The 23,728-nt window shown below is 69.6% G+C and carries 18 protein-coding genes and 1 tRNA gene; 7 read left to right on the top strand and 12 right to left on the bottom strand.

The genetic code is table 11. The features are described 5' to 3' along the window. Positions 1 to 15: 15 nt before the first annotated feature. Positions 16 to 1,908, bottom strand: coding sequence for a sigma-54-dependent Fis family transcriptional regulator (locus DK459_RS09200; protein WP_054448594.1), 1,893 nt, complete (start codon positions 1,906 to 1,908; stop codon positions 16 to 18). A gap of 228 nt (positions 1,909 to 2,136) precedes the next feature. On the opposite strand from DK459_RS09200, the gene adh reads away from it, so the two are divergent. Next, positions 2,137 to 3,666: an aldehyde dehydrogenase gene (gene adh, locus DK459_RS09195; protein WP_006384406.1), complete on the top strand. Its 1,530-nt coding sequence runs from the start codon at positions 2,137 to 2,139 to the stop codon at positions 3,664 to 3,666. A gap of 89 nt (positions 3,667 to 3,755) precedes the next feature. Continuing rightward, positions 3,756 to 4,133 carry a DUF779 domain-containing protein gene (locus DK459_RS09190; RefSeq protein ID WP_024067524.1) on the top strand — a complete coding sequence of 126 codons (378 nt, stop codon included), beginning with the start codon at positions 3,756 to 3,758 and terminating at the stop codon, positions 4,131 to 4,133. 283 nt (positions 4,134 to 4,416) lie between these two features. On the opposite strand, the gene DK459_RS09185 is transcribed toward DK459_RS09190, so the two are convergent. Both DK459_RS09185 and DK459_RS09180 read right to left on the bottom strand, forming a co-directional pair. Beyond that, complete coding sequence (locus DK459_RS09185) at positions 4,417 to 5,061, bottom strand: 2-hydroxychromene-2-carboxylate isomerase (protein ID WP_006384404.1); 645 nt, start codon at positions 5,059 to 5,061, stop codon at positions 4,417 to 4,419. Beyond that, positions 5,058 to 5,297, bottom strand: coding sequence for a DUF2917 domain-containing protein (locus DK459_RS09180; protein WP_080564186.1), 240 nt, complete (start codon positions 5,295 to 5,297; stop codon positions 5,058 to 5,060). Before DK459_RS09180 ends, DK459_RS09185 begins: the two co-directional genes overlap by 4 nt. A gap of 172 nt (positions 5,298 to 5,469) precedes the next feature. Here DK459_RS09180 and DK459_RS09175 point away from each other — a divergent pair, with 172 nt between their 5' ends. Together DK459_RS09175 and DK459_RS09170 are read left to right on the top strand one after the other, a co-directional pair. Beyond that, complete coding sequence (locus DK459_RS09175; RefSeq protein WP_047993076.1) at positions 5,470 to 6,390, top strand: LysR substrate-binding domain-containing protein; 921 nt, start codon at positions 5,470 to 5,472, stop codon at positions 6,388 to 6,390. Between the two features lie 243 nt (positions 6,391 to 6,633). After that, complete coding sequence (locus tag DK459_RS09170) at positions 6,634 to 8,706, top strand: LTA synthase family protein (protein ID WP_223203276.1); 2,073 nt, start codon at positions 6,634 to 6,636, stop codon at positions 8,704 to 8,706. Between the two features lie 39 nt (positions 8,707 to 8,745). On the opposite strand, the gene selD is transcribed toward DK459_RS09170, so the two are convergent. Beyond that, the gene (gene selD, locus DK459_RS09165) at positions 8,746 to 9,807 is read right to left on the bottom strand and encodes a selenide, water dikinase SelD (protein WP_070542642.1); all 1,062 of its coding nucleotides are present in this window, start codon (positions 9,805 to 9,807) and stop codon (positions 8,746 to 8,748) included. 142 nt (positions 9,808 to 9,949) lie between these two features. On the opposite strand from selD, the gene DK459_RS09160 reads away from it, so the two are divergent. Further along, positions 9,950 to 11,053, top strand: coding sequence for a transglutaminase-like domain-containing protein (locus DK459_RS09160; protein ID WP_054499514.1), 1,104 nt, complete (start codon positions 9,950 to 9,952; stop codon positions 11,051 to 11,053). Positions 11,054 to 11,067: 14 nt separating this feature from the next. Next, positions 11,068 to 11,610 (top strand): TlpA disulfide reductase family protein, encoded by a 543-nt coding sequence (locus DK459_RS09155; RefSeq protein ID WP_006384397.1) that lies wholly within the window; start codon positions 11,068 to 11,070, stop codon positions 11,608 to 11,610. A gap of 17 nt (positions 11,611 to 11,627) precedes the next feature. Here the strand turns inward: DK459_RS09155 and DK459_RS09150 are convergent, their stop codons facing one another. The 8 genes from DK459_RS09150 to fdnG form a co-directional block, all read right to left on the bottom strand. After that, positions 11,628 to 12,662, bottom strand: coding sequence for a glycosyltransferase (locus DK459_RS09150; RefSeq protein WP_024067519.1), 1,035 nt, complete (start codon positions 12,660 to 12,662; stop codon positions 11,628 to 11,630). A 191-nt stretch (positions 12,663 to 12,853) separates the two neighbouring features. Next, positions 12,854 to 12,949: transfer RNA gene (locus tag DK459_RS09145), tRNA-Sec, on the bottom strand. Between the two features lie 26 nt (positions 12,950 to 12,975). Beyond that, positions 12,976 to 14,913 (bottom strand): selenocysteine-specific translation elongation factor, encoded by a 1,938-nt coding sequence (gene selB, locus DK459_RS09140; protein WP_024067518.1) that lies wholly within the window; start codon positions 14,911 to 14,913, stop codon positions 12,976 to 12,978. Beyond that, positions 14,910 to 16,343 (bottom strand): L-seryl-tRNA(Sec) selenium transferase, encoded by a 1,434-nt coding sequence (selA, locus tag DK459_RS09135; protein WP_024067517.1) that lies wholly within the window; start codon positions 16,341 to 16,343, stop codon positions 14,910 to 14,912. Before selA ends, selB begins: the two co-directional genes overlap by 4 nt. A 2-nt stretch (positions 16,344 to 16,345) precedes the next feature. Continuing rightward, the gene (gene fdhE / locus DK459_RS09130) at positions 16,346 to 17,281 is read right to left on the bottom strand and encodes a formate dehydrogenase accessory protein FdhE (RefSeq protein WP_035182973.1); all 936 of its coding nucleotides are present in this window, start codon (positions 17,279 to 17,281) and stop codon (positions 16,346 to 16,348) included. A gap of 126 nt (positions 17,282 to 17,407) precedes the next feature. Next, positions 17,408 to 18,055 (bottom strand): formate dehydrogenase subunit gamma, encoded by a 648-nt coding sequence (locus DK459_RS09125; protein WP_006387324.1) that lies wholly within the window; start codon positions 18,053 to 18,055, stop codon positions 17,408 to 17,410. Continuing rightward, positions 18,048 to 18,947, bottom strand: coding sequence for a formate dehydrogenase subunit beta (gene fdxH / locus DK459_RS09120; RefSeq protein ID WP_006387323.1), 900 nt, complete (start codon positions 18,945 to 18,947; stop codon positions 18,048 to 18,050). The genes DK459_RS09125 and fdxH overlap by 8 nt, the downstream gene beginning before the upstream one ends. Positions 18,948 to 18,957: 10 nt before the next feature. Further along, positions 18,958 to 22,026: a formate dehydrogenase-N subunit alpha gene (gene fdnG / locus DK459_RS09115; protein ID WP_146221885.1), complete on the bottom strand. Its 3,069-nt coding sequence runs from the start codon at positions 22,024 to 22,026 to the stop codon at positions 18,958 to 18,960. Positions 22,027 to 22,297: 271 nt separating this feature from the next. On the opposite strand from fdnG, the gene DK459_RS09105 reads away from it, so the two are divergent. Further along, on the top strand, positions 22,298 to 23,728 hold a 1,431-nt coding region (locus DK459_RS09105; protein WP_110134678.1), incomplete at its 3' end, for a DUF1254 domain-containing protein.

The following is a 23,728-nucleotide window of genomic DNA, read 5'->3' as shown; positions in this document are numbered from 1 at the left end:
CGCGGCGCGGCGTGTTCAGCGTGGACGCGCCAGCCCCAGCGCCGCCGCGCGCCGGTACAAGGTGCTGCGATGCACGCCGAGCGCGCGCGCCGCGGCGCTGACATTGCCCCCGTGCGCGGCCAGCGCCGCGCGGATCGCGTCGTCGGCCATCGCCTGCAGGCTGGCCGCCGGCGGCGCGGGCGGCTGTGCGGGTGCGCCACGGATGTCCGCCGGCAGCATGTCGTGTTCGACCACGCCTGACGCGCCCGCCAGCACATGCAAGGTGCGCAGCACCGCCGCCAGCTGCCGATAGTTGCCCGGCCAGGCATAGCGCACCAGCGTTTCCTCGATCCCGGCCGGCAACACCGGTCCCGCGCCCTGCGCGGCCCATTGCGCGCGCAGCAACTCGCGCAGGTCGGCGCGTTGGCGCAGCGGCGCCAGGGTCACGGTGTATTCGGCAATGCGGAAATACAGGTCGGCGCGTACCGGGGCATCCGCGCCTTCATGCGCCAGCGGCCGATGGGTGGCGCACACCAAGGTGAAATCCACCGGCACCGGCCGGGCCGCGCCCAGCGGCGACACCTCGCGCGATTGCAGCACGCGCAGCAGGCGCGACTGCAGCGCCAGCGGCATGTCGCCGATCTCATCCAGGAACAACACGCCGCCGTGCGCCTGCCGCAGCAGACCCTTGCTGCCCTGGCGGCGCGCGCCGGTGAAGGCGCCGTCCTCGTAGCCGAACAATTCCGATTCGATCAGGCTTTCGGGCAGCGCCGCGCAATTGACCGCCACGAACGGGCCGGCGGCGCGGCGGCTGCGCGCATGCAGCTGGCGCGCGAAGACCTCCTTGCCGGCGCCGGTCTCGCCCTGCAACAGGATCGACACGCCCGCATCCGACAGGTGCACCGCCCGCGCCAGCGCGCCCAAGGTGGCGGCGTCGAAGCTGGCGGTATCACCGCGCGCGATCGGCGTCGGTAACGCCGACGGGGCCGGCGGGGCCGGCAGGCGCAGCGACGGCGGCGGCGCGACCGGCGCGCGAGAACGGGGCAGGCGCAGCCGCGCGTGGTAGGCAGCGCCGCCACGGGCATGCACGCGCCCCGCCGCGTCGGGCGCATGTTCCAGGTCGCCGTCGAACAGGTCGGCGTAGCGGTAGACGCCCAGCGCCGTGGCCGCCAGGCCCAGCGCCTGCATGGCGCGACGGTTGGCGCCCACCAGCAGGTCGCCATGAAAGGCCAGCAGGGCTTCGGCCGGCGTGCCCAGCCCGGACCGGTCGGCGTGCAGGCGCAGCACGGCGCAGGGTTCATGGGCGGCATCGAACAGCTGGTGTTCGATCAGGTCGACCGCCGCGCGCACCAGCGCCAGCACGTCCGGCCGCACTTCGCGCGCGGGGCTGGACAGGTCCAGCACGCCCAGCATGCGGCCTTCGCTGTCGGTGATGGGCACCGCGGCGCAGGTCAGGATGCGGTTCGGCTCGAAGTAATGTTCGGCGCCGTCGACGATGATGGGCCGGCCTTCCACCAGCGCGGTGCCGATGGCGTTGGTGCCGGCGGCCGCCTCGTCCCACGGCGCGCCGGGCATCAGGGCGACCCGCGAGGCGCGCTGCGCGAAATCGATGTCGCCGTCGCTGTCCAGCACCAGGCCTTGCGCATCCGACAGGATCACCAGCCCGTCGCTGCCGCCTTCGCGGCGCAGCAAGGACATGGCCGGCTCGGACATCCGCCGCAAGGCTTCATTGCGCTGGCGCGCCTCGCGCAATTCGGCGGCGGTCATGGGTTCCGCGCGGCGCGCGCCGCGCATGTCGATACCCAGGTCGGCGCAGCGGCGCCAGGAGCGCAGGATGGGCTCGGCGACCAGCCCGCCAGGCACGACGCCTTGCTGGTTGAACAGCTGGCGCGCGTGCGTCAGCGACTGCCAACGGGATTGAGTGGCCATGCGTGTCTCCTTGGACGGTGTTCTGCGACACCTGTTCCGCGACAGTGTCGCGAAACGCGACACCCGGTGGCGGCGAACCGCCGCCCACGCCCCTTGCCGGCGCGTGGAAAGGTACTTTCGCACGCGGCAAGCGCGCTTGTCCAGCCGCGTCCCCACACATGGCACGCGGTTTGCTTGATGTGGAACAGGCACCCGACTGCCGTTACACCGACCTATACGGAGACAAGCATGGACATCGCGACCCGCGTCACCCCCGAATCCTATGGCACGCGCCTGGACCTCAGGACGCAGTACGACAACTTCATCGACGGCAAATGGCAGGCGCCCGCCGACGGCGAATACTTCGACAACGTCACGCCGGTCACCGGCCAGGTGCTGACCCGCAACGCCCGCTCGAAAGAGCGCGACATCGAGCTGGCGCTGGACGCCGCGCACCGCGCCGCGCCCAAATGGGGAGCGACCCCCGCCGCCGAACGCGCGCAGATCCTGATGCGCATCGCCGACGTGATGGAAGCCAATCTCGAACGCCTGGCCACCGCGGAAACCTGGGACAACGGCAAACCGATCCGCGAGGCCCGCGCCGCCGACATCCCGCTGGCGATCGACCACTTCCGCTACTTCGCCTCGTGCATCCGCAGCCAGGAAGGCGGGCTGTCGGAGATCGACCACGACACCGTGGCGTATCACTTCAATGAACCGCTGGGCGTGGTCGGCCAGATCATCCCGTGGAACTTCCCCATCCTAATGGCGGCATGGAAACTGGCGCCGGCGCTGGCCGCGGGCAACTGCGTGGTGCTCAAGCCGGCCGAGCAGACGCCGCTGGGCATCCTGCTGCTGATGGAACTGATCGGCGACCTGCTGCCGCCGGGCGTGGTCAACGTGGTCACCGGCTTCGGCCTGGAAGCGGGCAAGCCGCTGGCCTCCAGCAAGCGCATCGCCAAGATCGCCTTCACCGGCGAGACCACCACCGGCCGCCTGATCATGCAGTACGCCTCGCAGAACATCATCCCGGTGACGCTGGAACTGGGCGGCAAGTCGCCCAACATCTTCTTTGCCGACGTGGCGGCGCAGGACGACGACTTCCTCGACAAGGCCATCGAGGGCTTCGTCATGTTCGCGCTGAACCAGGGCGAGGTCTGCACCTGCCCCAGCCGCGCGCTGATCCAGGAATCGCTCTACGACAGGTTCATGGAACGCGCGCTCAAGCGCGTGGCCGAGATCAAGCAGGGCAACCCGCTGGACGGCGACACCATGCTGGGCGCGCAGGCGTCCACCGAGCAGTTGGAAAAGATCCTGTCGTACCTGGACATCGGCAAGCAGGAGGGCGCGGCGGTGCTGGCCGGCGGCGCGCGCGCGCAGTTGCCGGGCGCGCTCGAAGGCGGCTATTACGTGCAGCCCACCGTCTTCAAGGGCCACAACAAGATGCGCGTGTTCCAGGAAGAGATCTTCGGCCCGGTGGTGGCGGTGACCACGTTCAAGGACGCCGACGACGCGCTGGCGCTGGCCAACGACACGCTCTATGGCCTGGGCGCGGGCGTCTGGTCGCGCGACGCCAACACCTGCTATCGCATGGGCCGCGCCATCAAGGCCGGCCGGGTCTGGACCAACTGCTACCACGCCTATCCCGCGCATGCGGCGTTCGGCGGCTACAAGCAGTCGGGCATCGGCCGCGAGAACCACAAGATGATGCTCAACCACTACCAGCAGACCAAGAACCTGCTGGTGAGCTACTCGCCCAAGAAACTGGGTTTCTTCTGACCCACGGGCGGCGCCCGCCGGTCCGTGCCGCGCCGGCCCATACCGGGCCGGCCCGTCGCGGGCCAGGGTGGCGTCGCGGGAGCTGCATCATGCCAGGACCCACCCCGCGCGTGGTCGCCACCGACGCGGCGCGCGCGCTGATCGACACCCTGCGCGCCAAGCATGGCCCGCTGATGTTCCACCAGTCGGGCGGCTGCTGCGACGGCAGTTCCCCCATGTGCTACGCGCAGGGCGAGTTCATGGTCGGCGGCTCGGACGTGCTGCTGGGCGAACTGGAGGGCTGCCCGTTCTACATGGGCGAAGACCAGTTCGCGTATTGGGAGCACACCCAGCTCATCATCGACGCCGTGCCCGGACGCGGCGGCGCGTTCTCGCTCGACAGCGCCGAGGGCAAGCGCTTCCTGCTGCGCTCGCGGCTGTATTCGGACGAGGAATGGGCCGCCGTGGCGCCGGTCACGCGCGGTTGAGACCGGCGCTTCGCGCGGCCTGCCGCGGGCGGGGCGTCAGGAACGCCGCGGCCCGCCGCCCTTGGCGGCCGGCTCGGCGCCAGCGGTCTCCTGTTGTCGCCACTGGAACGACACGCGGCGGATGCGCGCGGCGCGGAATTGCGTGAACGAACGGCCACCCGGCATGGGTGCGCCGCGTAGCGGACTGCTGCTGTTTTTCATTGCGGGAAAAGCGTTGGCGGAAAAAACTCTGCGGTGCCGGCGCGCGGCGCCGGCAACCATGATCGAAAGGTGGGCGCCGGGTTCAGCCGGCCGCGGCGGCCCAGGCGCCGACAGGGGCGCGGCGGGTCCAGTCCAGGGCGTCCTCGAGGCGGTCGTTGCCCCAGAACATCTCGCCGTCCACCAGGAAGGTCGGGGCGCCAAACAGTCCCAGGTGGCGGGCCTCGTCGACCCGGCGCCGCAGCGCCTCCTTGGCGGCCTCGGACTTGCCGCGCGCGATCAGCGCGTCGGCGTCGAGCGACAGGTCGGTCAGCAGCGTGTGCACCACGTCCTCGGCCTGGATGTCCTGGTCGTGCTGGAAATTGGCGCGGAACACCGACAGGCAGAAATCACGGCCCCAGGGCTCGTCCTGCCCCAGCAGCGCGATCCGGGCGGGCAGCACGCTCATGCGCGGAAACAGGCGCGGCCGGTTGTAGGGCACGCCGTACTTTTCGGCCAGGCGGGCGATGTCGCGCATCATGTAGGCGCCCTTGCCGGGGAACAGGCGGAATGGCGTGTCGTTCCAGCCCTGGGCCTGGAAGATGGGGCCGAGCAGGAATGGCCGCAGGTCGACCCGCACGTCCGCCTGCGCCGCCAGGGCGCCGATGCGCTCGATCGCCAGGTAGCTGTAGGGGCTGGCGAAATCGAACCACATCTCGAGGCGGGGCGTGGCGGGCAGGGACGCATTCATGACAAAAGCTCCAACGGCTGGGGAACCTGGGAAACCAGGGCGACCTGCGCATCCGGCAGGCCGCTGAGGACGACATCGCGATCGCTGCCCACGATGATGGACTGGCCGGCTTGCAATACGCTGTCGTCCGGACGGCGGTACTCGGATAGCCAGAGCGCGCCGGCGTGGCACTCGATGCGCAGGCCCGAGGCCCGTCTGAGCAGCATAGTCGAACCCCGGGCCAGGCGAAATGACATTCCCGCAGTGCAACATAACCGGATCATGGCGCATCCCCCCGCCGCAACGGCGGCCATCGTGGCGGGCGTGGGCGGCTGGCCACCGCATCACCCGTCGCCTGAGTCATATTGGACGCCGCAGGCGTTATATTGCACAAGCGACATTTCCGCCGCATACGCATGAGTTTTACGAATGTCATACCCGCTGGCCAAACTTCCCCCGCTTGATCTGGTCCGAGGCTTCGTCGCCGTGGGCCGCCGCATGAGCATCACGCTGGCGGCGCAGGACCTGCACGTGACGCAGTCGGCGGTCAGCCGCCAGATCCGGGCGCTGGAGGCCCACCTGGGGGTGCCGCTGCTGGTGCGCGGTTTTCGCAGCGTGTCGTTCACGTCGGAAGGCGCGCAGCTGTTCCGCATGGCCGACACCTGGCTGAGCCAGTTGGGCGACCTGACCGAGCAATTGCGCGCCCCGGAACGCCGCACGCCAGTCACCGTCACCACCACCATCGGCGTGGCCTCGCTGTGGCTGCTGCCGCGCCTGGGCGACTTCCAGGCCGCCCATCCGCACATCGACGTGCGGGTGGCGGCCGACAACCGGGTCATCGACATCGACCGCGAAAGCGTCGACATCGCCATCCGCTACAGCCTGCGCGACACCGTGCCGGACGGAGCCGTCTGGCTGTTCGGCGAGTCGGTGGTGCCAGTGGCCCATCCCTCCCTGCAGGCGCGCGCCCTGGATGCGCGCGAACTGCAGCGCCATGTGCTGCTGGAGTTCGACGACCCCACCCGGCCCTGGCTGCAATGGTCGGAGTGGCTCAACGCGCGCGGCCTGGGGCGAGTGCGGCCCAAGGGCATGCTGCGCTTCAACCAGTACGACCAGATCGTGCACGCGGCGCTGGCTGGCCATGGCATCGCACTGGGGAGGCTGGCGCTGATCGCGCCCATGCTGGCGGACAAGCGCCTGGCGACGGTCGGCGGCCAGCCGGCGGACGCCACCGAGCACGCCTACTGGCTGGTGCGCAACGCGCGCCGCAGCACCCCCGACGCCGAGATCGTGACGCGCTGGCTGGTGCAGCAGGCCGCCACCACGGCGCGCCTGCTGGCTCCGGAATAAGGTCTGCAAATGCCGCACACCGGCGAGCCTGGCGGCATTTTCAGACCAAAGCCCTGGCCGATGGGCTGGGCGGCACGCTACAAGTTCTATACAAACCTTCATAGATTCGCGCTTGCCTTCCTGTAGATTGCGGCCTGCATCCCCGCACGGCTCCGAGCTCCCCTGCGAATGAACCCCATGCCCGCCGTCTCGACGGCGAGCACGGCCCGTTGCCGCCATTTTTCCGGCACCCGCACTCCTTTCATGACGCAGATGAAGCGCTTCCGTTCCGCGGACGCCTGGCAAGCCTGGTTCCTCAACTTCCAGCGTTCCTTCCTGATCCTGCTGGCGCCCTGGCTGGTGTCGGTGCTGGCGCAAGGCGCCGGACGCGCCTACCTGCTGGCGACGTATGCGCCGCCGGGGACCTATGCGGCGCTACCGCAGGACATCACCCGCACCTTGACGATCGGCATGTTGTTCGACATGAAGGTTGCTGCCATCGCGTTTTCGGCGCCGCTGCTGGCCGCCTTGCTGCTGGCCGCGCGGCCGGCGGCGCAGGCGCTGTGGCTGCGGTGCCTGCCCTACCTGGGCGCCGTGCTGGCGACACTGTTCGCCGCCAGCACTGTGGTGAGCGTGTGCTACTTCGCCACTTTCTCGCGTTCGATCGACATCTTCGTGTTCGGCCTGATGGACGACGACACCCGCGCCATCCTGGCAACGCTGTGGCACGGCTATCCGGTGTTGCGCGCGCTGACGCTGCTGGCCGCGGTGCTGGGCGCCACCAGCTGGCTGGCGTGCCGCTGGCGCGCCCGGGTGCTGCGCGCGCGGCTGGCGCGGCGGCCGCTGGCGCCCAGCACATTGCGGATGGCGCTGATCCTGAGCGTGACCGTGCTGGCCTGCCGCGGTTCGCTGGGCACCTTCCCCTTGAACAAGGACGACACCGGCATTTCTTCGCTGCGATTGCTCAACGACATTGCGCCCAACGGCATTTCGGCGTTCTTCTGGGCATTGTCCGAGCGTGACAACGACAAGCGCTTCGCGGCCGTCACCGACGACGAGGGCGCCCGGCTTTACCAGCGATTCCTGGGACACCCCGGGCATGGCTTGCGGCCCTTCATGGCCAGCACGGGCGCCAATCCGCAGGCCGACGCGCGGCCGCCGCACGTAGTGCTGCAGGTGATGGAGAGCATGGGGCATCACATGAATACGTTCGACCGGTCCGGCCGCGACCTGCTGGGCGCGCTGCGTCCGCACTGGCGCGAGGACTGGCGCTTCGATCGCTTCCTGTCCGAAGGCAACGGCACCATCGATTCGCTCAGCCGCCTGCTGGTGCGCAGCCCGGTGCTGGCCACCAGCCAGTCTTCGGCGGCCACTGCCACGTTCGCCAGCAACGCCTTCGCACCCTTCCTCGCCCGTGGCTATCGGGTGGTGTTCGTCACCTCGGGCACTGCCACCTGGCGTAACCTGGGCCGTTTCGCCAGCCACCTGGGCGCGCACGAATTCATCGACCAGCTGGGACTACGGCAGCACTACCCCGAGGCGCAGCCGGGCGTCTGGGGCGTGCCGGACGAATACATGTTCCGCTACATCGGCGAACGGCTGGCGCAGGCCGACCGCGCCGGCGAGCGCCTGTTCATCATGGCCCTGTCCACCACCCACCATCCGCCATTCCTGGTGCCCGAGGGCGGTCAGCGCGGCGGCCTCGATCTGCGCGACATCGAGCGCCTGCCTTACTACGCCAGCTGGACCGGCCTGGAGGACGCCTTCGACACGCTGCGCTACGCCAACGACCAGCTGGGCCGCTTCCTGACCCGCCTGAAAGCCTCGCCCAACGGCACCAACACCATCGTCGCCGTCACCGGCGACCACAATATCCTGGGCGTCGACTACGCGCTCGACAGCGATGCCGTGCTGGCGCGCGCCGTGCCGTTCTACCTGTACGTGCCGCGCGATTACCGCGGGCAGTCGGCCTACGACTCCATGCGCCCCGGCAGCCACAAGGATATCCTGCCGACGCTGTATCACCTGAGCCTGGCGGATACGCCCTATTTTCGCAGCGGCTGCGATCTGCTGGCCGCGCGACCCGATCCGCAATGGTGCTTCGGCTTCAACAATCCGCGCCTGCTGATCACGCGTGACGGCGCCTACCGGCGCGACCGTCCGGGCCGCATCCAGCCATGGGCCGGCGACGCCGGCCTGGCGCTGGCGGCCGAACGCGAAGCCACGCCGGCCGAGGCGGCCGAGCAGGCCCGGCTCGACGCCTATGCCCCGCTGCTGCAATGGCAGATCAATTACCAGGTGCAGCACCAGTTGCCACCGCGCCCGGAGCGGCCCTGAGCCGCGCCGCCGGACCTGGCCGCAACACCGCGCTGCGCGCTAGTCGACGCGCACCAGCGCGTCGCCCGCGACCATGTCGCCGACCACCGCGGCGTCCGCGAAGCCCTGCTCGCGGAACAGCTCCAGCACCGCCTGGGCCGCCTGGGGATCGCAGGCGACCAACAGGCCGCCAGCGGTCTGCGGGTCGGTCAGCAACGCCCGTTCGACATCGGACACGTCCCCGCCCAGCCGCACCGATTCGCCATACGACGCCCAGTTGCGGCCCGACGCGCCGGTGACCACGCCGTCGGCGGCGAAGGCCTGCACGCCTGGCAGCCAGGGCAAGGCCTCGCGCCGCAGCCTGGCGGTCAGCCCCGCGCCGCGAGCCATCTCCAGCGTATGTCCCAGCAGGCCGAAACCGGTGACGTCGGTGATCGCATGGACCCCGTCCATCGCGGCCAGCGCCGCGCCGGGGCGGTTCAGGCGGGTGGTGGTGTCGATCATCACCCGATACCCGTCGGCGTCCAGCCGGTTCTTCTTCAGCGCCGCCGACAGGATGCCCACGCCCAGCCCCTTGCCCAGCACCAGCACGTCGCCGGCACGCGCATCGGCGTTGCGCTTGATGCGGTCCGGATGCACCAGCCCCATGGCCGCCAGGCCGTAGATCGGTTCGACCGAGTCGATGCTGTGGCCGCCCGCCACCGGAATGCCGGCCTCCTTGCAGACCGACTCGCCGCCGCGCAGGATGTCGGCGATGACGCCGTGCGGCAGCACGTTGATCGGCATGCCGACGATGGCCAGCGCCATGATCGGCGTGCCGCCCATGGCGTACACGTCCGACAGCGCATTGGTGGCCGCGATGCGGCCGAAGTCGTAGGGATCGTCGACGATCGGCATGAAGAAGTCGGTGGTCGCGATCAGCGCCTGCTCGTCGTTGAGCCGGTAGACGGCGGCATCGTCGGCCGTCTCGGTGCCCACCAGCAGGTTGGGGTAGCTGGCGGCCGGCCCGAAGCGCGCCAGCAGCTGCGACAGCACACCGGGCGCGATCTTGCAGCCACAGCCGCCGCCGTGCGACAGCGAGGTCAAGCGCGGCACCGCCGCGGACGCTGCATCCTGGGTCATGTGAATCTCTCCGTAGGTGATGGGGAAAAGGATAGCATCGCGGCCCCGAATGGCCCTATGATGATCCGGCAGCAGGCAGCAACGGACGGCCGCCCGCCATCGGGCGCACCGACAGCCAAACTTCACCGTGCGTGAGGGCTATATGGATCGCCGACACTTCCTCCGTTTCTCGAGCGCCCTGTGCGCCACCCAGGCCGCGGCCCTGCCCCTGGCCGCGCGCGCCGGCCAGGCGCCCGTCAGCGCCGACTGGCGCAGCTTCGAACTGACCACCCACATCCAGGTCCGCGACCCCGGCGCCCATGCGCGCCTCTGGATCCCCCTGCCCTACGCCACCGACACCGGGTACCAGCGCGGCGCGCAGAGCGCCTGGCTGGTCAGCGGCGGCGGCAGCGCGCGGCTGGCGCAGGCGCCCGGCTACGACGTGCGCATGCTGGCGGTGCAATGGCCCGACGCCCAGGCGCCGCGCGAAGTCACCGTGACCAGCCGCTTCCAGACCCGCAACCGCCGCGTCGACCTGACCCAGCCGCCGCCACCCGGCGCCTCGCGCGAAAGCGCCGCCACCCTGCGCGAATACCTCCAGCCCACCGAGCTTTTGCCCACCGACGGCATCGTCAAGACCACCGCGGACCGCATCACCCGCGGCCACCAGGGCACGCTGGCGCGGGCCCGGGCCCTCTACGACTGGGTGGTCGACAACACCTGCCGCACCGCCTCGACCCGCGGCTGCGGCACCGGCGACGTGCGCTACATGCTTGCCGCCAACGACCTGAACGGCAAATGCGCCGACATCAACGCGCTGTTCGTCGCCCTGGCGCGCGCCGCCGGCATTCCCGCCCGCGACGCCTACGGGCTGCGTGTGGCCGATTCGCAGCTCGGCTTCAAGAGCCTGGGCAAGGCCGGCGACGTCACCCGCGCGCAACATTGCCGCGCCGAGTTCTACGCCGACGGCTACGGCTGGGTCCCGGTCGACCCCGCCGACGTGCGCAAGGTCATGCTGGAAGAGCCGCCCGGCGACCTGCCCGCCGCCGACGCCCGCGTGCGCAGCGCCCGTGTCATGCTGTTCGGCGCGTGGGAAATGAACTGGGTTGCCTACAACCATGGCCACGACGTCGTCCTGCCCGGCTCCGCCCACGGCGCCGTGCCGTTCCTGATGTACCCCAACGGCGAAACCGCCGACGGCCGCCTGGACAGCCTCGACCCCGACAGTTTCCGCTACACCCTGACCGCCCGTTCGCTGTCCACCTGAACCGGCGCGCGTCCATGGTCAGCCGCCGCCACCTGCTGCAATCCGCCCTGTCGCTGGCGGCGCTGCCCGGCTGGGCCCGCGCCGCCGCCAGTGACAGCGCCCTCAAGGCCGCCACGGGTCCCGACTGGGCCGCCTGGACCGCCGCGACGCCGCCGCTGGTCCTGCCCGACCTTGCGGGCCGCGAGCAGAAACTTGCCGCCTGGCGCGGCAGCGTGGTCATTGTCAGCTTCTGGGCCACCTGGTGCGACCCCTGCCGCGACGAAATCCCGCTGATGTCCGCCATGGCCAGGCGCCACCGCGAAGAAGGCCTGCGCCTGGTCGCCGTGAACGTCGGCGAAGCGCTGGGCAAGATCACCACCTTCCTGGCCAAGTGGCCGGTCGCCGGCACCGTCCTGCACGATCGCAACAGCAGCGCGGCCAGGCAATGGGATGCCGTCGGCCTGCCCGCCAACTACCTCGTCGACCGCGGCGGCCGCATCCGCCACTGGCACCTGGGCGCGCTGGACTGGCAGGCCGCGAACGTCAACGGCGTCGTCACCAGGATGCTGCGCGCGTGATTGTGCTTGCGGGGCTGCTACCGCGTGACGGCCATGTCCGGCGTGAAAGCGCCCTTGCCTCGCGCCATTCGTCTCAGGCGCCGGTATGCCTTGAACACCCGCCGCAGGTCGGTGACGCCGCGCGCATGGCGGACCAGCCCCGGCCAGGCGCGCAGGTCGAGCATCGACCGCGCCAGCTGGGCGCGCGCTTGCGGGTTTTCGACGTCCTTGCGAAGCAGGTCGACAAAGCACAGGAGTTCATGCAGGACGTGGCGCACGATCGAGACGCGGGTTCTCTGGCCGAGGTCCTGCCGCCTGGACAGCGCCAGCAGCGTCTCGATGATGTGAACGTAGCTGACGCCGCGCCACTGGCGTATCCGGGCTGACGGCGAAAGGGTTATCGAGTCGGGGTTGCGGCGATAGCCGTACACCGGCTCGGACGCGAAGCCCATGCGCCTGGCGACCAGCGCAAGTTGGGTGGTCCACAGAATGTCCTCGTGAAATATCGAGGGATCGAACGCCAGGCCGTGTCGGGTGATGAGTTCGCGCTTGACCAATTGCAGGCAAACATAGTGCGGCCATTCGCCGATGGCGACGCAGTGCGCGATCCAATCCTCGCCCGTCATGGCGCCGGCGGTCGGTTGTCGGGTGAGGACGGGGGGCCGGGGCAGGGGCGCAGGCGCGTGCGTGAACCGGTACGCGTTTCCGACCAGCACCTCCAGCCCCTGCGAAACGGCCTGTTCGTGCCACCGGACGAGTCCGGCCGAGGGCAGGAGATCGTCGGCGTCGGCGAAGGCGACCCAGGCGCCACGCGCGGCCCGCAGGCCCGCATTGCGCGCGGCGCCGAGTCCCTGATGGGGTTGCCTGAGGATGCGAAGGCGCGCGTCCGTGGCGCCGCGCGCCTGCAGGATCGCCACGCTGCCATCGGTGGAACCGTCGTCGACCGCGATCACTTCCAGGCTCAAGGCGGCGTCGGCCAATAGCGCGTCCAGTTGGTCGGACAGATACCGTTCGCAGTTATATACCGGCACGATCAGGCTGACCTGCGGCGCAGTGGGTTCGACGTGGCTCATGTTCTGTTCAGGCGTGGGCTTACGGGAGCGCCGCGCCTTGAACCCCATGCGGTGGCATGGGTTTACGAGCAGGGATGTCTTGTCCGATGGGCGCGGGCGGATCGGTAAGCTACGCCGGATTCAGCGGGCCGGGGAACAAGACGGACAAATGCAGGACCGATCCGGATACTTGCGATCCGGCAGCCACGAATTGGCGGAAGGCAGCAGGAGTCGAACCTACCTGGGAACGTCTGACGTCCCCAACCGGGTTTGAAGCCCGGCCGTGCCACCGGGCACGGATGCCTTCCAGAGAAAACCGCCGATGAAAGACCGCCTATGATACCGCCTGGCCCGCCCCGAGATACGCGCTGTCGTTGCGCAGCACGTGGGTATCGCGCAGCCGCCGCGTCAAGCCGGTCCGATCGAAGAACTCCAGGATCTGGATCGCGCGCTTGCGGCCCAGCCCCGTCGCATCCCTGAAGGCCGCCGCGTTCAATCCTTCGGGCCTTGCCGCGAGATCGATCGCCAGCGCCACCAGCTCGGCCACCCGCTCGCGATGGTAGAACAGATCCTTCACCACCTGCGCCACCTCGCCGCGCCGCAGCAGCTTGCGCAGCACCTGCCGCACCCGCTCTTCCGGCTCGCCCTGCGCGCGCGCCAGGTCGCGCACCCAGGGGGGATCGTAGGCCCCGGCGGCCAGCAGCGGCAGCAGGCGCAGCGCGAGTTCCGCCTCGGCCTCGGCCAGCGCCGCGGTGTGGCCCGGCAGATGCAGCCAGGGTCCGTTGCGCAGCACCCGGCCCTGCTGCCGCAGGTCTTCCAGCAACCCCTGCCACAACGCCTCGGAGGCGGCCGGCAAGGCCATGCGGCGCAGGCGGGAGCCGTCGGGGCCCGGTTCGTCCGGCGCGCCCTGGTGGAAGGTCGCCAGCGCCTGCTCCACCCGTGTCCGCAGCGCTTCCCAGTGCGTGGCCAGGATCAGCGTGCGCGCGCCCTGCGGCGTGCGCGGCTCGATCCAGATCGCCCCCTCGGGCGCCGCCAGGTCGCGCACCGGCCAGCCTGCCAGGCGTTGCAGCGTCGTTTCGTCCAGGCCCAGCGCGGCCTGCGCCAGCAGCGGTCGCAGCCCGCCGCCGTCCAGCATGTCCGCCACGCCTTGCAGCCACTGCATCCGCGCCGGCGCGCGGCGCTTGCGGTCCGGCGCGTTCGGATCGAGCACCCGGCCGCCGCCCACGGTGCGCGTGGCCTGGGCGTTGCGCACGATGTAGCGGTCGCCCGGCATCGCGCACACCGGCTCATCGAACACCAGCTGCACCCAGCCCGACTGGCCCGGGGCCAGCGCGTCGGCCGACAGCGGCACCACGTGCGCCACCTGCCGCGCCGCGCCGATGTGCACGTGCAGCGGCGTCCAGGCCCGCAGCGGCGCATCGGCCGAAGGCAGCAGCGTCAAGGCCACATCGACGTGGCGCGACGGGAGGAAGCAGCGCGCATCGGCGATCCAGTCGCCGCGCGTGATCGCGCTCTTGTCGATCCCCGCCAGGTTCAGGGCGCAGCGCTGGCCGGCCGCGCCGGTCTCGCTGGGCTGGTTCTGCGCGTGGATGCCGCGCACCCGCACCCGCGTGCCCGCCGGCATCAGGCGCAGGTCGGCATCGTCGTCGCCGGCGCGCGCGCGGCCGCCATGCGCGGTGCCGGTCACCACGGTGCCGTGGCCGGCCAGCGTGAAGACGCGGTCCACCGCCAGCCGGAACAGGCCGGCGCCATCGCGCGCGCCCAGCGCCTGCGCGGCCTCGTCCAGATGCTGCTTGAGCCGCGCCACGCCTGCGTCGCCGGCGCGCGCCGCGCATACCTCGAACAGGGGCGCGTCCTGCAGGAACGTATCCGCCGCCAGTGCCGCGATCTCGCCGCGCACCGCCGCCAGCCGGGCGGCGTCGGCGCGATCGGCCTTGGTCAATGCCACCGCCCCGCGCGCCACGCCCAGCAGCGCCAGGATCGCCAGGTGTTCGCGGGTCTGTGGCATGACGCCGTCATCGGCCGCCACCACCAGCAGGCCGAAGTCGATGCCGCTGGCGCCGGCAGCCATGGTGTGCACCAGCTTTTCGTGGCCCGGCACGTCGATGAAGCCCAGCACGTCGCCGTTGGGCAGGGGCGTGTAGGCGTAGCCCAGCTCGATCGAGATGCCGCGCGCCTTTTCTTCCTTGAGGCGGTCGGTATCGACGCCCGTCAGTGCCCGCACCAGCGTGGTCTTGCCATGGTCGATATGGCCGGCGGTGCCGACGATCATGCCCGCGGCTCCGTGGATTGCGCCGCGAGTCCGGCGAGCTGCTCGGTGAAGGCGGCCTCGTCGCGCGCCTCCAGGCAGCGCAGGTCGAGCCACAGCGCGTCATCGGCGATGCGGCCGATCACCGGCACCGGCAGGTGGCGCAAGCGGGTTTCCAGCCGGTCCAGATGGCGCCCGGGACGGCCCTTGCCACGGTAGCGCACCGCCAGCCCGTGGCTGGGCAACTGATCCACCGGCAACGCGCCGCTGCCGATCTGGCTGTACATCGGCACCGCCTCGACCTCGTAGTCGGCGCCCGCCGCGTGCGCCAGCACGCCGCGCAGGCGCTCGGCCATGGGCTGGATCTCGCGCTGCGGCCGGGTCAGCAGGCGCAGCGTGGTCAGGCGCTGCGCCAGGAATTCCGGCGCGCGGTACAGCTGCAATACCGGTTCCAGGGCCGCCAGCGTCAGCTTGCCCACGCGCAGGGCGCGCTTGAGCGGGTTCTTCTTGATCTTGCGGATCAGGTCGGCGCGCCCCACCAGCAGGCCGGCCTGGGGACCGCCCAACAGCTTGTCGCCGCTGAAGGTGACCAGATCGGCGCCGGCGGCGATGGTCTCGCGCACCGTGTCCTCGCGCGGCAGGCCGAACTGGGTCAGGTCCACCAGCGTGCCGCTGCCCAGGTCCACCGTGGCCGGTAGGCCGCGCGCATGCGCCAGCGCCGCCACCTCGGCCACGCCGACGCTCTTGGTGAAGCCGGTGACGGCGTAGTTGCTGCAATGGACCTTCATCAGCATCGCGGTGCGCGGGCCGATGGCGTTCTCGTAGTCGGCGGCATGGGTGCGGTTGGTGGTGCCCACCTCGACCAGCCTGGCGCCGGCGCGCTTCATGATGTCGGGAATGCGGAAGGCGCCGCCGATCTCGACCAGTTCGCCACGCGACACCACCACCTCGCGGCGATCGGCCAGCGCGTTCAGCATCAGCAGCACGGCGGCGGCGTTGTTGTTGACCACGGTGGCGGCCTCGGCCCCGGTCAGTTCGCACAGCAGGTCGTCGATCAGGTCGTCGCGGTCGCCGCGGCCGCCGCTGTCCAGGTCGAACTCCAAATTGGCCGGCGTGGTCAATGCGCGCAGCACCGAGGCCACCGCCTCGTCGGGCAGCAGCGCGCGGCCCAGGTTGGTGTGCAGCACGGTGCCGGTCAGGTTGTAGACGGCGCGCAGGCGCGGCGCGGCGGCGCGCGCCAGGGCGCCGTCGACGGCGGCGGCCACGGCGGCTTGCGCCAGTTCCGCGCGCGGCAGTTCACCCGCCAGGGCGCGCTGGCGCAGGGCATCCAGGTGCCGGCGCAGCGCCGCCACCACCTGCGTGCGGCCATGCGTGTCCAGCGCCGCGGCCAGCGCCGGCGCGTTCAGCAGCCGGTCGAGCGCGGGGATGTCGGCGGCGGCGGCAAGCCCGGTCATGGCTATTCCTCCTCGGCGCCGTGCCACAGCAGCGGGTTGCCGCTGGCGCGCGAATAGCCGGCCTCGCCCACCAGCACGTCCAGCATCAGGCTGGCGAGGTCGTCGGCCACCGGCTCCACGTGCAGGTCCTTGTCCTGATAGAAGATCTTGCGGTAGGTGTGGCAGCGGTCGCAGGTCTCGGCCTTGATGGCGGGCGCGCGGCCCTCGATGGCCTGGTAGGCCACGGACTCGACGTCCTCGCAGTGCGAACACTTGACCCGCACCATGTGCCACTGGGTCGCGCACAGGCTGCAACACAGGTAGCGGTAGCCTTCGAACTGCCCCCCCACCCGCACCACGCTGGCCACCGGCAGGCTGGCGCAGACGGGGCAGACGCCGAAGGGCGAGGCCACCGGCAGCTGCTTTTCGTCGAAGCGGCTGGCCAGGTCGGTCCAATACACCTGCAAGGCGGCCATGACGAACGGCGCGGCGGCGCCGTCGACGCCGCGATGCTGCTCCGACAGCACCGCCTCGGCCAGGTCTTCGAGCGATTCGGTGTCTTCATCGAGCGCTCGGCGCAGCGCCGAGCAGACTTCCAGCGCCTCGGCCGGCACGTCCTGGCCGCCCGCGACCTCGTCGACCAGCTGGCGCAGGATATCCCGCCACAGCGGGTCGCGCGGCCATCCCACCGCCTGCAGCGGCGGCATGCCATGGGCCTGCGCCAGGGCGATGCGGTCTTCCGAGGCCGGCGGCGCGTTGCAGCCGCGCAGGGCGTTCTGCTGGGCGTCGACCAGCCGCGCCATCAGCAGCAGGTAGTCGGCCACCGGGCTATCCACGGCCAGTTGCCGCAGCCGCGCCGCGCGCGTCGCGAAAACCGAATCGCGCGCCGGCAGCTGGATGCGGGGGATGGTGTTGTGGTCTAGCGCTTCGATCTCGCCGCGCGGAAGAATTCGCTGCAATTGCGTCTCCAGATAAACAAACACGGCTGCCGCCCCGACAGGGGGAGGCAGCCGTGCGGTGGGATCGGGCGGGATCCACCCGGCGGCGCCGCCACCGCCAGGTGGCGCCCGCCGCGCGGGGCCCGCTTACTTCGTCGTGGACTGCTTGCCGATTTGTTCCCGGAACCAGGCGCGGTGGTGCTTCCATGCCCAGCCCGCGGTCACGTAGCCACGCAGCATCGCCGTGAGCGAGCCCTTGACCCAGATCGCCGCATAAATATGCACAATGATCGCGCAAATCAGCACCAATGCACAAACGGCATGCAGCACAGAGGCGGCGCGCACCACCCAGATCGGGAAATAGAAGGCGAAGAACTCGCGCCAGATCACGATGCCGCTGGCGAACAGCCCCAGCATGCACAGGATCAGCACGTAGAACAGCAGCTTCTGGCCGGCGTTGTACTTGCCGACCTCGGGCAGCTTGTCCTCGCGGTTCTCGACCACGTCGTTGAGCTGGCTCAGCCACTGGCGGTCGGCCTTGGTCATCAGGTTGTGGCGCCACATGTGGCCGGCGAACACCACGAAGCAGAAGAACATCACCAGTCCGATGAACGGATGCAGGATGCGGGTCCAGGGACCGCCGCCGAACAGGTTGGTGAGCCAGAACATCGACGGGTGGAACAGCGCCAGCCCGGACAGCGCCAGCAGGATGAAGGTGAAGGCGATGATCCAGTGGTTGGTGCGCTCGCCGGGCGAATAGCGCTTGATCCGGCGGTGATGGCGGTCGTCACTCATGGCGGATCTCCTGTTCGGCACGGCGTTCGTCTTCCTCGTCGACCTCGTTGCGGCCGACGCGGGCGTAGTGGAAGAAGCCGGCCAGCGCCGTCAGCGCCATGGCGGCCACCCCCAGCGGCTTGGCGATGCCCTTCCACAGCGAGACCATCGGGCTGATCTGCGGCTCCTTGGGCAGCCCGTGGTACAGCCCGGGCTGGTCGGCGTGATGCAGCACGTACATCACATGGGTGCCGCCCACGCCTTGCGGATCGTACAGGCCGGCCTGCTCGAAGCCGCGCGACTTCAGGTCCTCGATGCGCTCGGCGGCGTGCTGCTTCATGTCGTCCTTGGTGCCGAACACGATGGCGCCGGTGGGGCAGGCCTTGACGCAGGCCGGCTCCTGGCCGACGGCCACGCGATCGGAACACAGGGTGCACTTGTACGCCTTGTGGTCCTTCTTGCTGATGCGCGGCACGTTGAACGGGCAGCCGGTGATGCAGTAGCCGCAACCGATGCAGTTCTCTTCGTGGAAATCGACGATGCCGTTGTTGTACTGGATGATGGCGCCCGGCGAGGGACAGGCCTTCAGGCAGCCCGGATCCTCGCAGTGCATACAGCCGTCCTTGCGGATCAGCCACTCCAGGTCGCCTTGCGGGTTCTCGTACTCCGAGAAGCGCATGACGGTCCAGGAATGCTCGGTCAGGTCGGCCGGGTTGTCGTAGACGCCGACATTGGTGCCGATCTCGTCGCGCAGATCGTTCCACTCCATGCACGCGCTCTGGCAGGCCTTGCAGCCAATGCACTTGGAGACGTCGATCAGCTTGGCCACGGACCCGGTGACGGGCTCGCGGATGCCGGGCGGCGGCGTGGTGGTGGCCGAGCGCCGTTTGATGTCGAGGGATTGCATAGACATGAGCGCTCTCCTAGATCTTCTCGACCTGCACCAGGAACGACTTGAATTCCGGTGTCTGCGAATTGCCGTCGCCCACGAACGGGGTCAGGGTGTTGGTCAGGAAGCCCGGTTTGGCAATGCCGACGAAGCCCCAGTGGATCGGGATGCCGACGTGGTAGACGGTCTTGCCCTCGATGGTCAGCGGCCGCAGGCGCTTGGTGACCAGCGCCACCGCCTTGATGTAGCCGCGGTTGGACGACACCTTCACGCGCGAACCGTTGGCGATGCCCAGTTCCTTGGCCATGACTTCACTGATCTCGACGAACTGCTCGGGTTGCAGGATCGCGTTGATGCGAACGTTCTTGGTCCAGTAGTGGAAGTGCTCGGTGAGGCGGTAGGTGGTGGCCACGTAGGGGAACTTGTCCACCGTGCCCATCGCCGCCAGGTCGTCCTTGAACACGCGCGCCGCCGGATTGCTGGTGACGCCCTTGGCCTTCGGATACAGCGGGTTGTAGCCCAGCGGCGTCTCGAACGGCTCGTAGTGTTCCGGGAACGGCCCTTCGGCCATGCCGGCGCGCGCGAAGAAGCGCGCCACGCCCTCGGGGTTCATGATGAACGGGCCCATGCCGCCGTCGGGGTTTTCATCGCCCTTGAAGTCGGGGATGTCGGCGCCGACCCAGGCCTTGCCGTTCCACGAGATCAGGCTGCGGCGCGGATTGAACGGCTTGCCCGCGACGTCACAGGAGGCGCGGTTGTACAGGATGCGGCGGTTGGCCGGCCACGCCCAGGCCCAGTTCAGGGTCTGGCCGATGCCGGTCGGGTCGCTGTTGTCGCGGCGCGCCATCAGGTTGCCGCCGGGCCCCCAGGCGCCGGCGAAGATCCAGCAGCCACTGGCGGTGGAACCGTCGTCGCGCAGTTCGGCAAAGCCGGCCAACTGCTCGCCGCCCTTGCGCGTGACCTTGGTCGGGTCCTTGGGGTCGACCAGGTCCACCAGCGCCTTGCCCGAGTATTCCTTGGCCAGTTCTTCCGCGGTCGGACTCTGCGGGTTGGAATACGGCCAGGACAGGTTGACGATGGGGTCGGGGTACTTGCCGCCCTCTTCCTGGTACATCTTGCGCAGGCGCGTGAAGATCAGCGACATGATCTCGATGTCGCTCTTGGCCTCGCCCGGAGGCTCGGCGCCCTTCCAGTGCCATTGCAGCCAGCGCCCGGAGTTCACCAGCGCGCCGTCTTCCTCGGCAAAGCAGGTGGTAGGCAGGCGGAACACCTCGGTCTGGATCTGCTTGGGATCGACGTCGTTGGCCTCGCCGGCATTGCGCCAGAATTCCGAGGTCTCGGTGACCAGCGGGTCCATGATGACCAGGAACTTGAGCTTGGCGAAGCCCGCGTTCAGCTTGGCCTTGTTGGGCGCGGCCGCCAGCGGGTTGAAGCCCTGCGCCAGGTAGCCGTTCATCTTGCCCTGGTTCATCAGCTCGTAGACCTGCAGCATGTCGTAGAGCTTGTCGAGCTTGGGCAGGTAGTCGAACGCCCAGTTGTTCTCGGCGGTCGCGGCCTTGCCCCACCAGGCCTTCATCAGGCTCACATGGAACTTGCCGTAGTTCTGCCAGTAGCTGAGCTGGTTCGGCCGCAGCGGCTTGAGCGCGCGCGTGGCGATGTACTTGCCGTAGTCCTGCTCGGGCTCGTTGGGCAGCGTCATGTAGCCGGGCAGCAGGTTCGACATCAGGCCCAGGTCGGTCAGGCCCTGGATGTTCGAGTGCCCGCGCAGCGCGTTCATGCCGCCGCCGGCGATGCCGATATTGCCCAGCAGCAACTGCACCATGGCGCCGGTGCGGATGATCTGCGAACCGATCGAGTGCTGCGTCCAGCCCAGCGCGTACAGGATGGTCGCGGCCCGGTCGGTGGTGGCGGTGGACGCCAGCATCTCGCAGACCTTCAGGAACTTGTCGCGCGGCGTGCCGCAGACGCGTTCGACCATCTCTTCGGTATAGCGCGAGTAGTGCTTCTTGAGCAGCTGGTAGACCGAACGCGGATGCTCCAGCGTCGGGTCGGTCTTGACGTAGCCGTCATCGCCGCGCTCGTAGTCCCAACTGGCCTTGTCGTAGGTCCGCTTGTCGGCGTTGTAGCCGGAGTACAGGCCCGCGTCGAACGCGAAGTCCTCGCGCACGATGTAGGAAAAGTCGGTGTAGTTGCGCACGTACTCGTGCTGGATCTTGTCGTGATCCAACAGGTACTTGATGACGCCACCCAGGAAGATGATGTCGGTGCCGGTGCGTATGGGCGCGTAGAAGTCCGCCACGGATGCCGAGCGCGTGAAGCGCGGATCCACGACGATCAGCTTCGCCTTGTTATGGGCTTTCGCTTCCGTGACCCATTTGAACCCGCACGGGTGGGCCTCGGCGGCATTGCCGCCCATGATCAGTACTACGTCCGCGTTCTTGATGTCGACCCAATGGTTCGTCATCGCTCCACGGCCAAACGTCGGGGCAAGACCTGCCACCGTCGGGCCATGTCAGACACGGGCTTGGTTGTCGAACGCCAGCATCCCCATGCTACGCACGGTCTTGTGCGTGATGTAGCCCACCTCGTTGCTGCTTGCCGAGGCGGCCAGCATGCCGGTGGTCAGCCACCGGTTGACCGTCTTGCCGTCTTCGGTCTTTTCGACGAAGTTGGCGTCACGGTCGGCCTTCATGAGCTTGGTGATGCGCGTGAGCGCGTCGTCCCAGGAAATACGTTCCCACTTGTCCGAACCGGGCGCCCGGTATTCCGGGTACTTCAGGCGGTTGGGACTGTGGATGAAGTCGATCAGGGCCGCGCCCTTGGGACAGAGCGTGCCGCGGTTGACCGGGTGGTCGGGGTCGCCCTCGATGTGCATGATGCTGGCGCGGGCATTCTTGGCGCCATCGCCCAGGCCATACATCAGCAGACCACAGGCGACCGAACAGTAGGGACAGGTGTTGCGCGTTTCCGTCATGCGCGCAAGCTTGTACTGGCGCACTTCGGCCATGGCCGTGCCGGGGGCTGCCCCCAGCAATGCCAGGCTCGAGCCAGCCAGCGTGGTACCGGTCACCTTGAAGAACTGGCGGCGGTTCATGTTGACCATGAAGCACTCCTCTCCGGGTGAATAAGGGGAAAGCGCGGGCCGGTCCGGGGAAAAGCCCTACGAATTCCAAGGATTTGCAAGCAAGTATAGGCGCAGCGCGGGCGAGTTGCCATGCCTTGCGTCCCCCGAACGCGAAACCCGGCAATGAGAACGATTTACGGCCAGGATCGGGCTTTTTCGTGGATTTTGGATCATCGCGAGGCTGCTACCATTGCCGGCGGCGGGTTCCGACCCGTTTTTCCGCCCGTCCCGCATGCCTGTTGGAGCGCCGATGCGCCGTTTTGCCCCCCTGGCCCTGTCCCTGTCGCTGGCCGCGCCCGGCCTGGCGCCGGCGCCGGCCATCGCCGCGCCGGCGCTGACCCCGGCGGCGGCGGCCACCGAGTCCGCCCGCGAAGCGGCAATGGAAGGCTACCTGTACTTCTACCCGCTGCTCACGCTGGACCTGACCCGGCGCCAGTTCACGCATCCGTCGCAAAGCGAGCAGGGCGCGCCCGCCAATGCCTTCCTGCACACCCGCACCCTGCCCAGCCCCGGGTCGGCCACGCCCTGGGCCAATCCCGACATGCTGCGCAGCAGCGCCTGGCTCGACCTGAGCGCCGGCCCGGTGGTGCTGTCGGTGCCGGACAGCCAGGGACGCCTGTACACGCTGACCCTGCTGGACCTGTGGAACGAGGCCTTCGCCACGATCGGCACGCGCAGCACCGGCACCGCCCGCGGCAATACCGCGATCGTGCCGCCGGGCTGGACCGGCACCCTGCCCTCGGGCATGCCGCGCATCGACGCCCCCACGGCGTACGTCTGGGCCCGCTCCCTGATCCAGGGCGACGGTCCGGCCGACTATCCGGCGGTGCACGCCTTGCAGGACGGCTTCACCCTGACGCCGCTGGCCCAGTGGAACCTGCCGGCGCAGTCGCAACGGGTCAAGGCCGACCCCTCGCTGGACCTGAAGACGCCGGTGCGCGAACAGGTCGAGTCGATGCCGACGGACGCCTTCTTCACCTACGCCGCCGAGCTGCTGCGCCGCAACCCACCTCACGCCACCGACCAACCGGTGCTGGCCAAGCTGCGCCGGGTCGGGCTGATCCCCGGCCGCCCGTTCGACTTCGACAAGCTCGACCATCCGGTCAAGCAGGGCCTGCGGCGCGGCCTGCGCGAAGCGCGCGAACGCATGCAGGCCGCCGCCGGCGTCAGCCTGAGCAGCGTCAATGGCTGGCAGCGGGAGACGGCCAGCGTCGGCGTCTACGGCAACGCCTACCTGAGGCGCGCGCTGTCGGCCCAGGCCCAGCCGGGCGCGGGACTGCCCGAGGACCTGTCGGCGCTGCTGCTGGCCGCCGACAGCCAGGGCCGGCCGCTGGACGGCGCCCACCGCTATACGCTGCATTTCGACGGCGGCCAGTTGCCGCCGGCCGGCGCGCTGTGGTCGCTGGCCGCCTACGACGCGCAGGGCCTGCCAGTGGCCAACCCGATCGAGCGCTACACGCTGGGCGAGCGCGATCCGCTGCAATACAACGCCGACGGCTCGCTCGACCTGCTGATCAGCCACACCGCCCCCGAGCCCGGCGCCCAGGCCAACTGGCTGCCGGTGGCGGCCGGCGGGCCTGTGTACGTGCTGCTGCGCGTCTACGCCCCGGGCCCGGCCTTGCTGGACGGGCTGTGGACGCCGCCGCCCGCGGTGCGCGACGACCCGCAGCCCGAGCCGGAA

Source organism: Achromobacter sp. RW408 (assembly GCF_003184165.1).
In the GTDB taxonomy this organism is placed as follows: Bacteria; Pseudomonadota; Gammaproteobacteria; order Burkholderiales; family Burkholderiaceae_B; genus Achromobacter; species Achromobacter xylosoxidans.
The sequence above is the reverse complement of the archived record's forward strand: the minus strand, read 5'-3'. Positions and strand labels throughout refer to the sequence as shown.

Coding starts and splice junctions, on each gene's coding strand:
- DK459_RS09200 (WP_054448594.1), bottom strand. CDS start 1,908: ATGGCCACTCAATCCCGTTGGCAGTCGCTGACGCACGCGCGCCAGCTG.
- adh (WP_006384406.1), top strand. CDS start 2,137: ATGGACATCGCGACCCGCGTCACCCCCGAATCCTATGGCACGCGCCTG.
- DK459_RS09190 (WP_024067524.1), top strand. CDS start 3,756: ATGCCAGGACCCACCCCGCGCGTGGTCGCCACCGACGCGGCGCGCGCG.
- DK459_RS09185 (WP_006384404.1), bottom strand. CDS start 5,061: ATGAATGCGTCCCTGCCCGCCACGCCCCGCCTCGAGATGTGGTTCGAT.
- DK459_RS09180 (WP_080564186.1), bottom strand. CDS start 5,297: ATGTCATTTCGCCTGGCCCGGGGTTCGACTATGCTGCTCAGACGGGCC.
- DK459_RS09175 (WP_047993076.1), top strand. CDS start 5,470: ATGTCATACCCGCTGGCCAAACTTCCCCCGCTTGATCTGGTCCGAGGC.
- DK459_RS09170 (WP_223203276.1), top strand. CDS start 6,634: ATGACGCAGATGAAGCGCTTCCGTTCCGCGGACGCCTGGCAAGCCTGG.
- selD (WP_070542642.1), bottom strand. CDS start 9,807: ATGACCCAGGATGCAGCGTCCGCGGCGGTGCCGCGCTTGACCTCGCTG.
- DK459_RS09160 (WP_054499514.1), top strand. CDS start 9,950: ATGGATCGCCGACACTTCCTCCGTTTCTCGAGCGCCCTGTGCGCCACC.
- DK459_RS09155 (WP_006384397.1), top strand. CDS start 11,068: ATGGTCAGCCGCCGCCACCTGCTGCAATCCGCCCTGTCGCTGGCGGCG.
- DK459_RS09150 (WP_024067519.1), bottom strand. CDS start 12,662: ATGAGCCACGTCGAACCCACTGCGCCGCAGGTCAGCCTGATCGTGCCG.
- selB (WP_024067518.1), bottom strand. CDS start 14,913: ATGATCGTCGGCACCGCCGGCCATATCGACCATGGCAAGACCACGCTG.
- selA (WP_024067517.1), bottom strand. CDS start 16,343: ATGACCGGGCTTGCCGCCGCCGCCGACATCCCCGCGCTCGACCGGCTG.
- DK459_RS09125 (WP_006387324.1), bottom strand. CDS start 18,055: ATGAGTGACGACCGCCATCACCGCCGGATCAAGCGCTATTCGCCCGGC.
- fdxH (WP_006387323.1), bottom strand. CDS start 18,947: ATGTCTATGCAATCCCTCGACATCAAACGGCGCTCGGCCACCACCACG.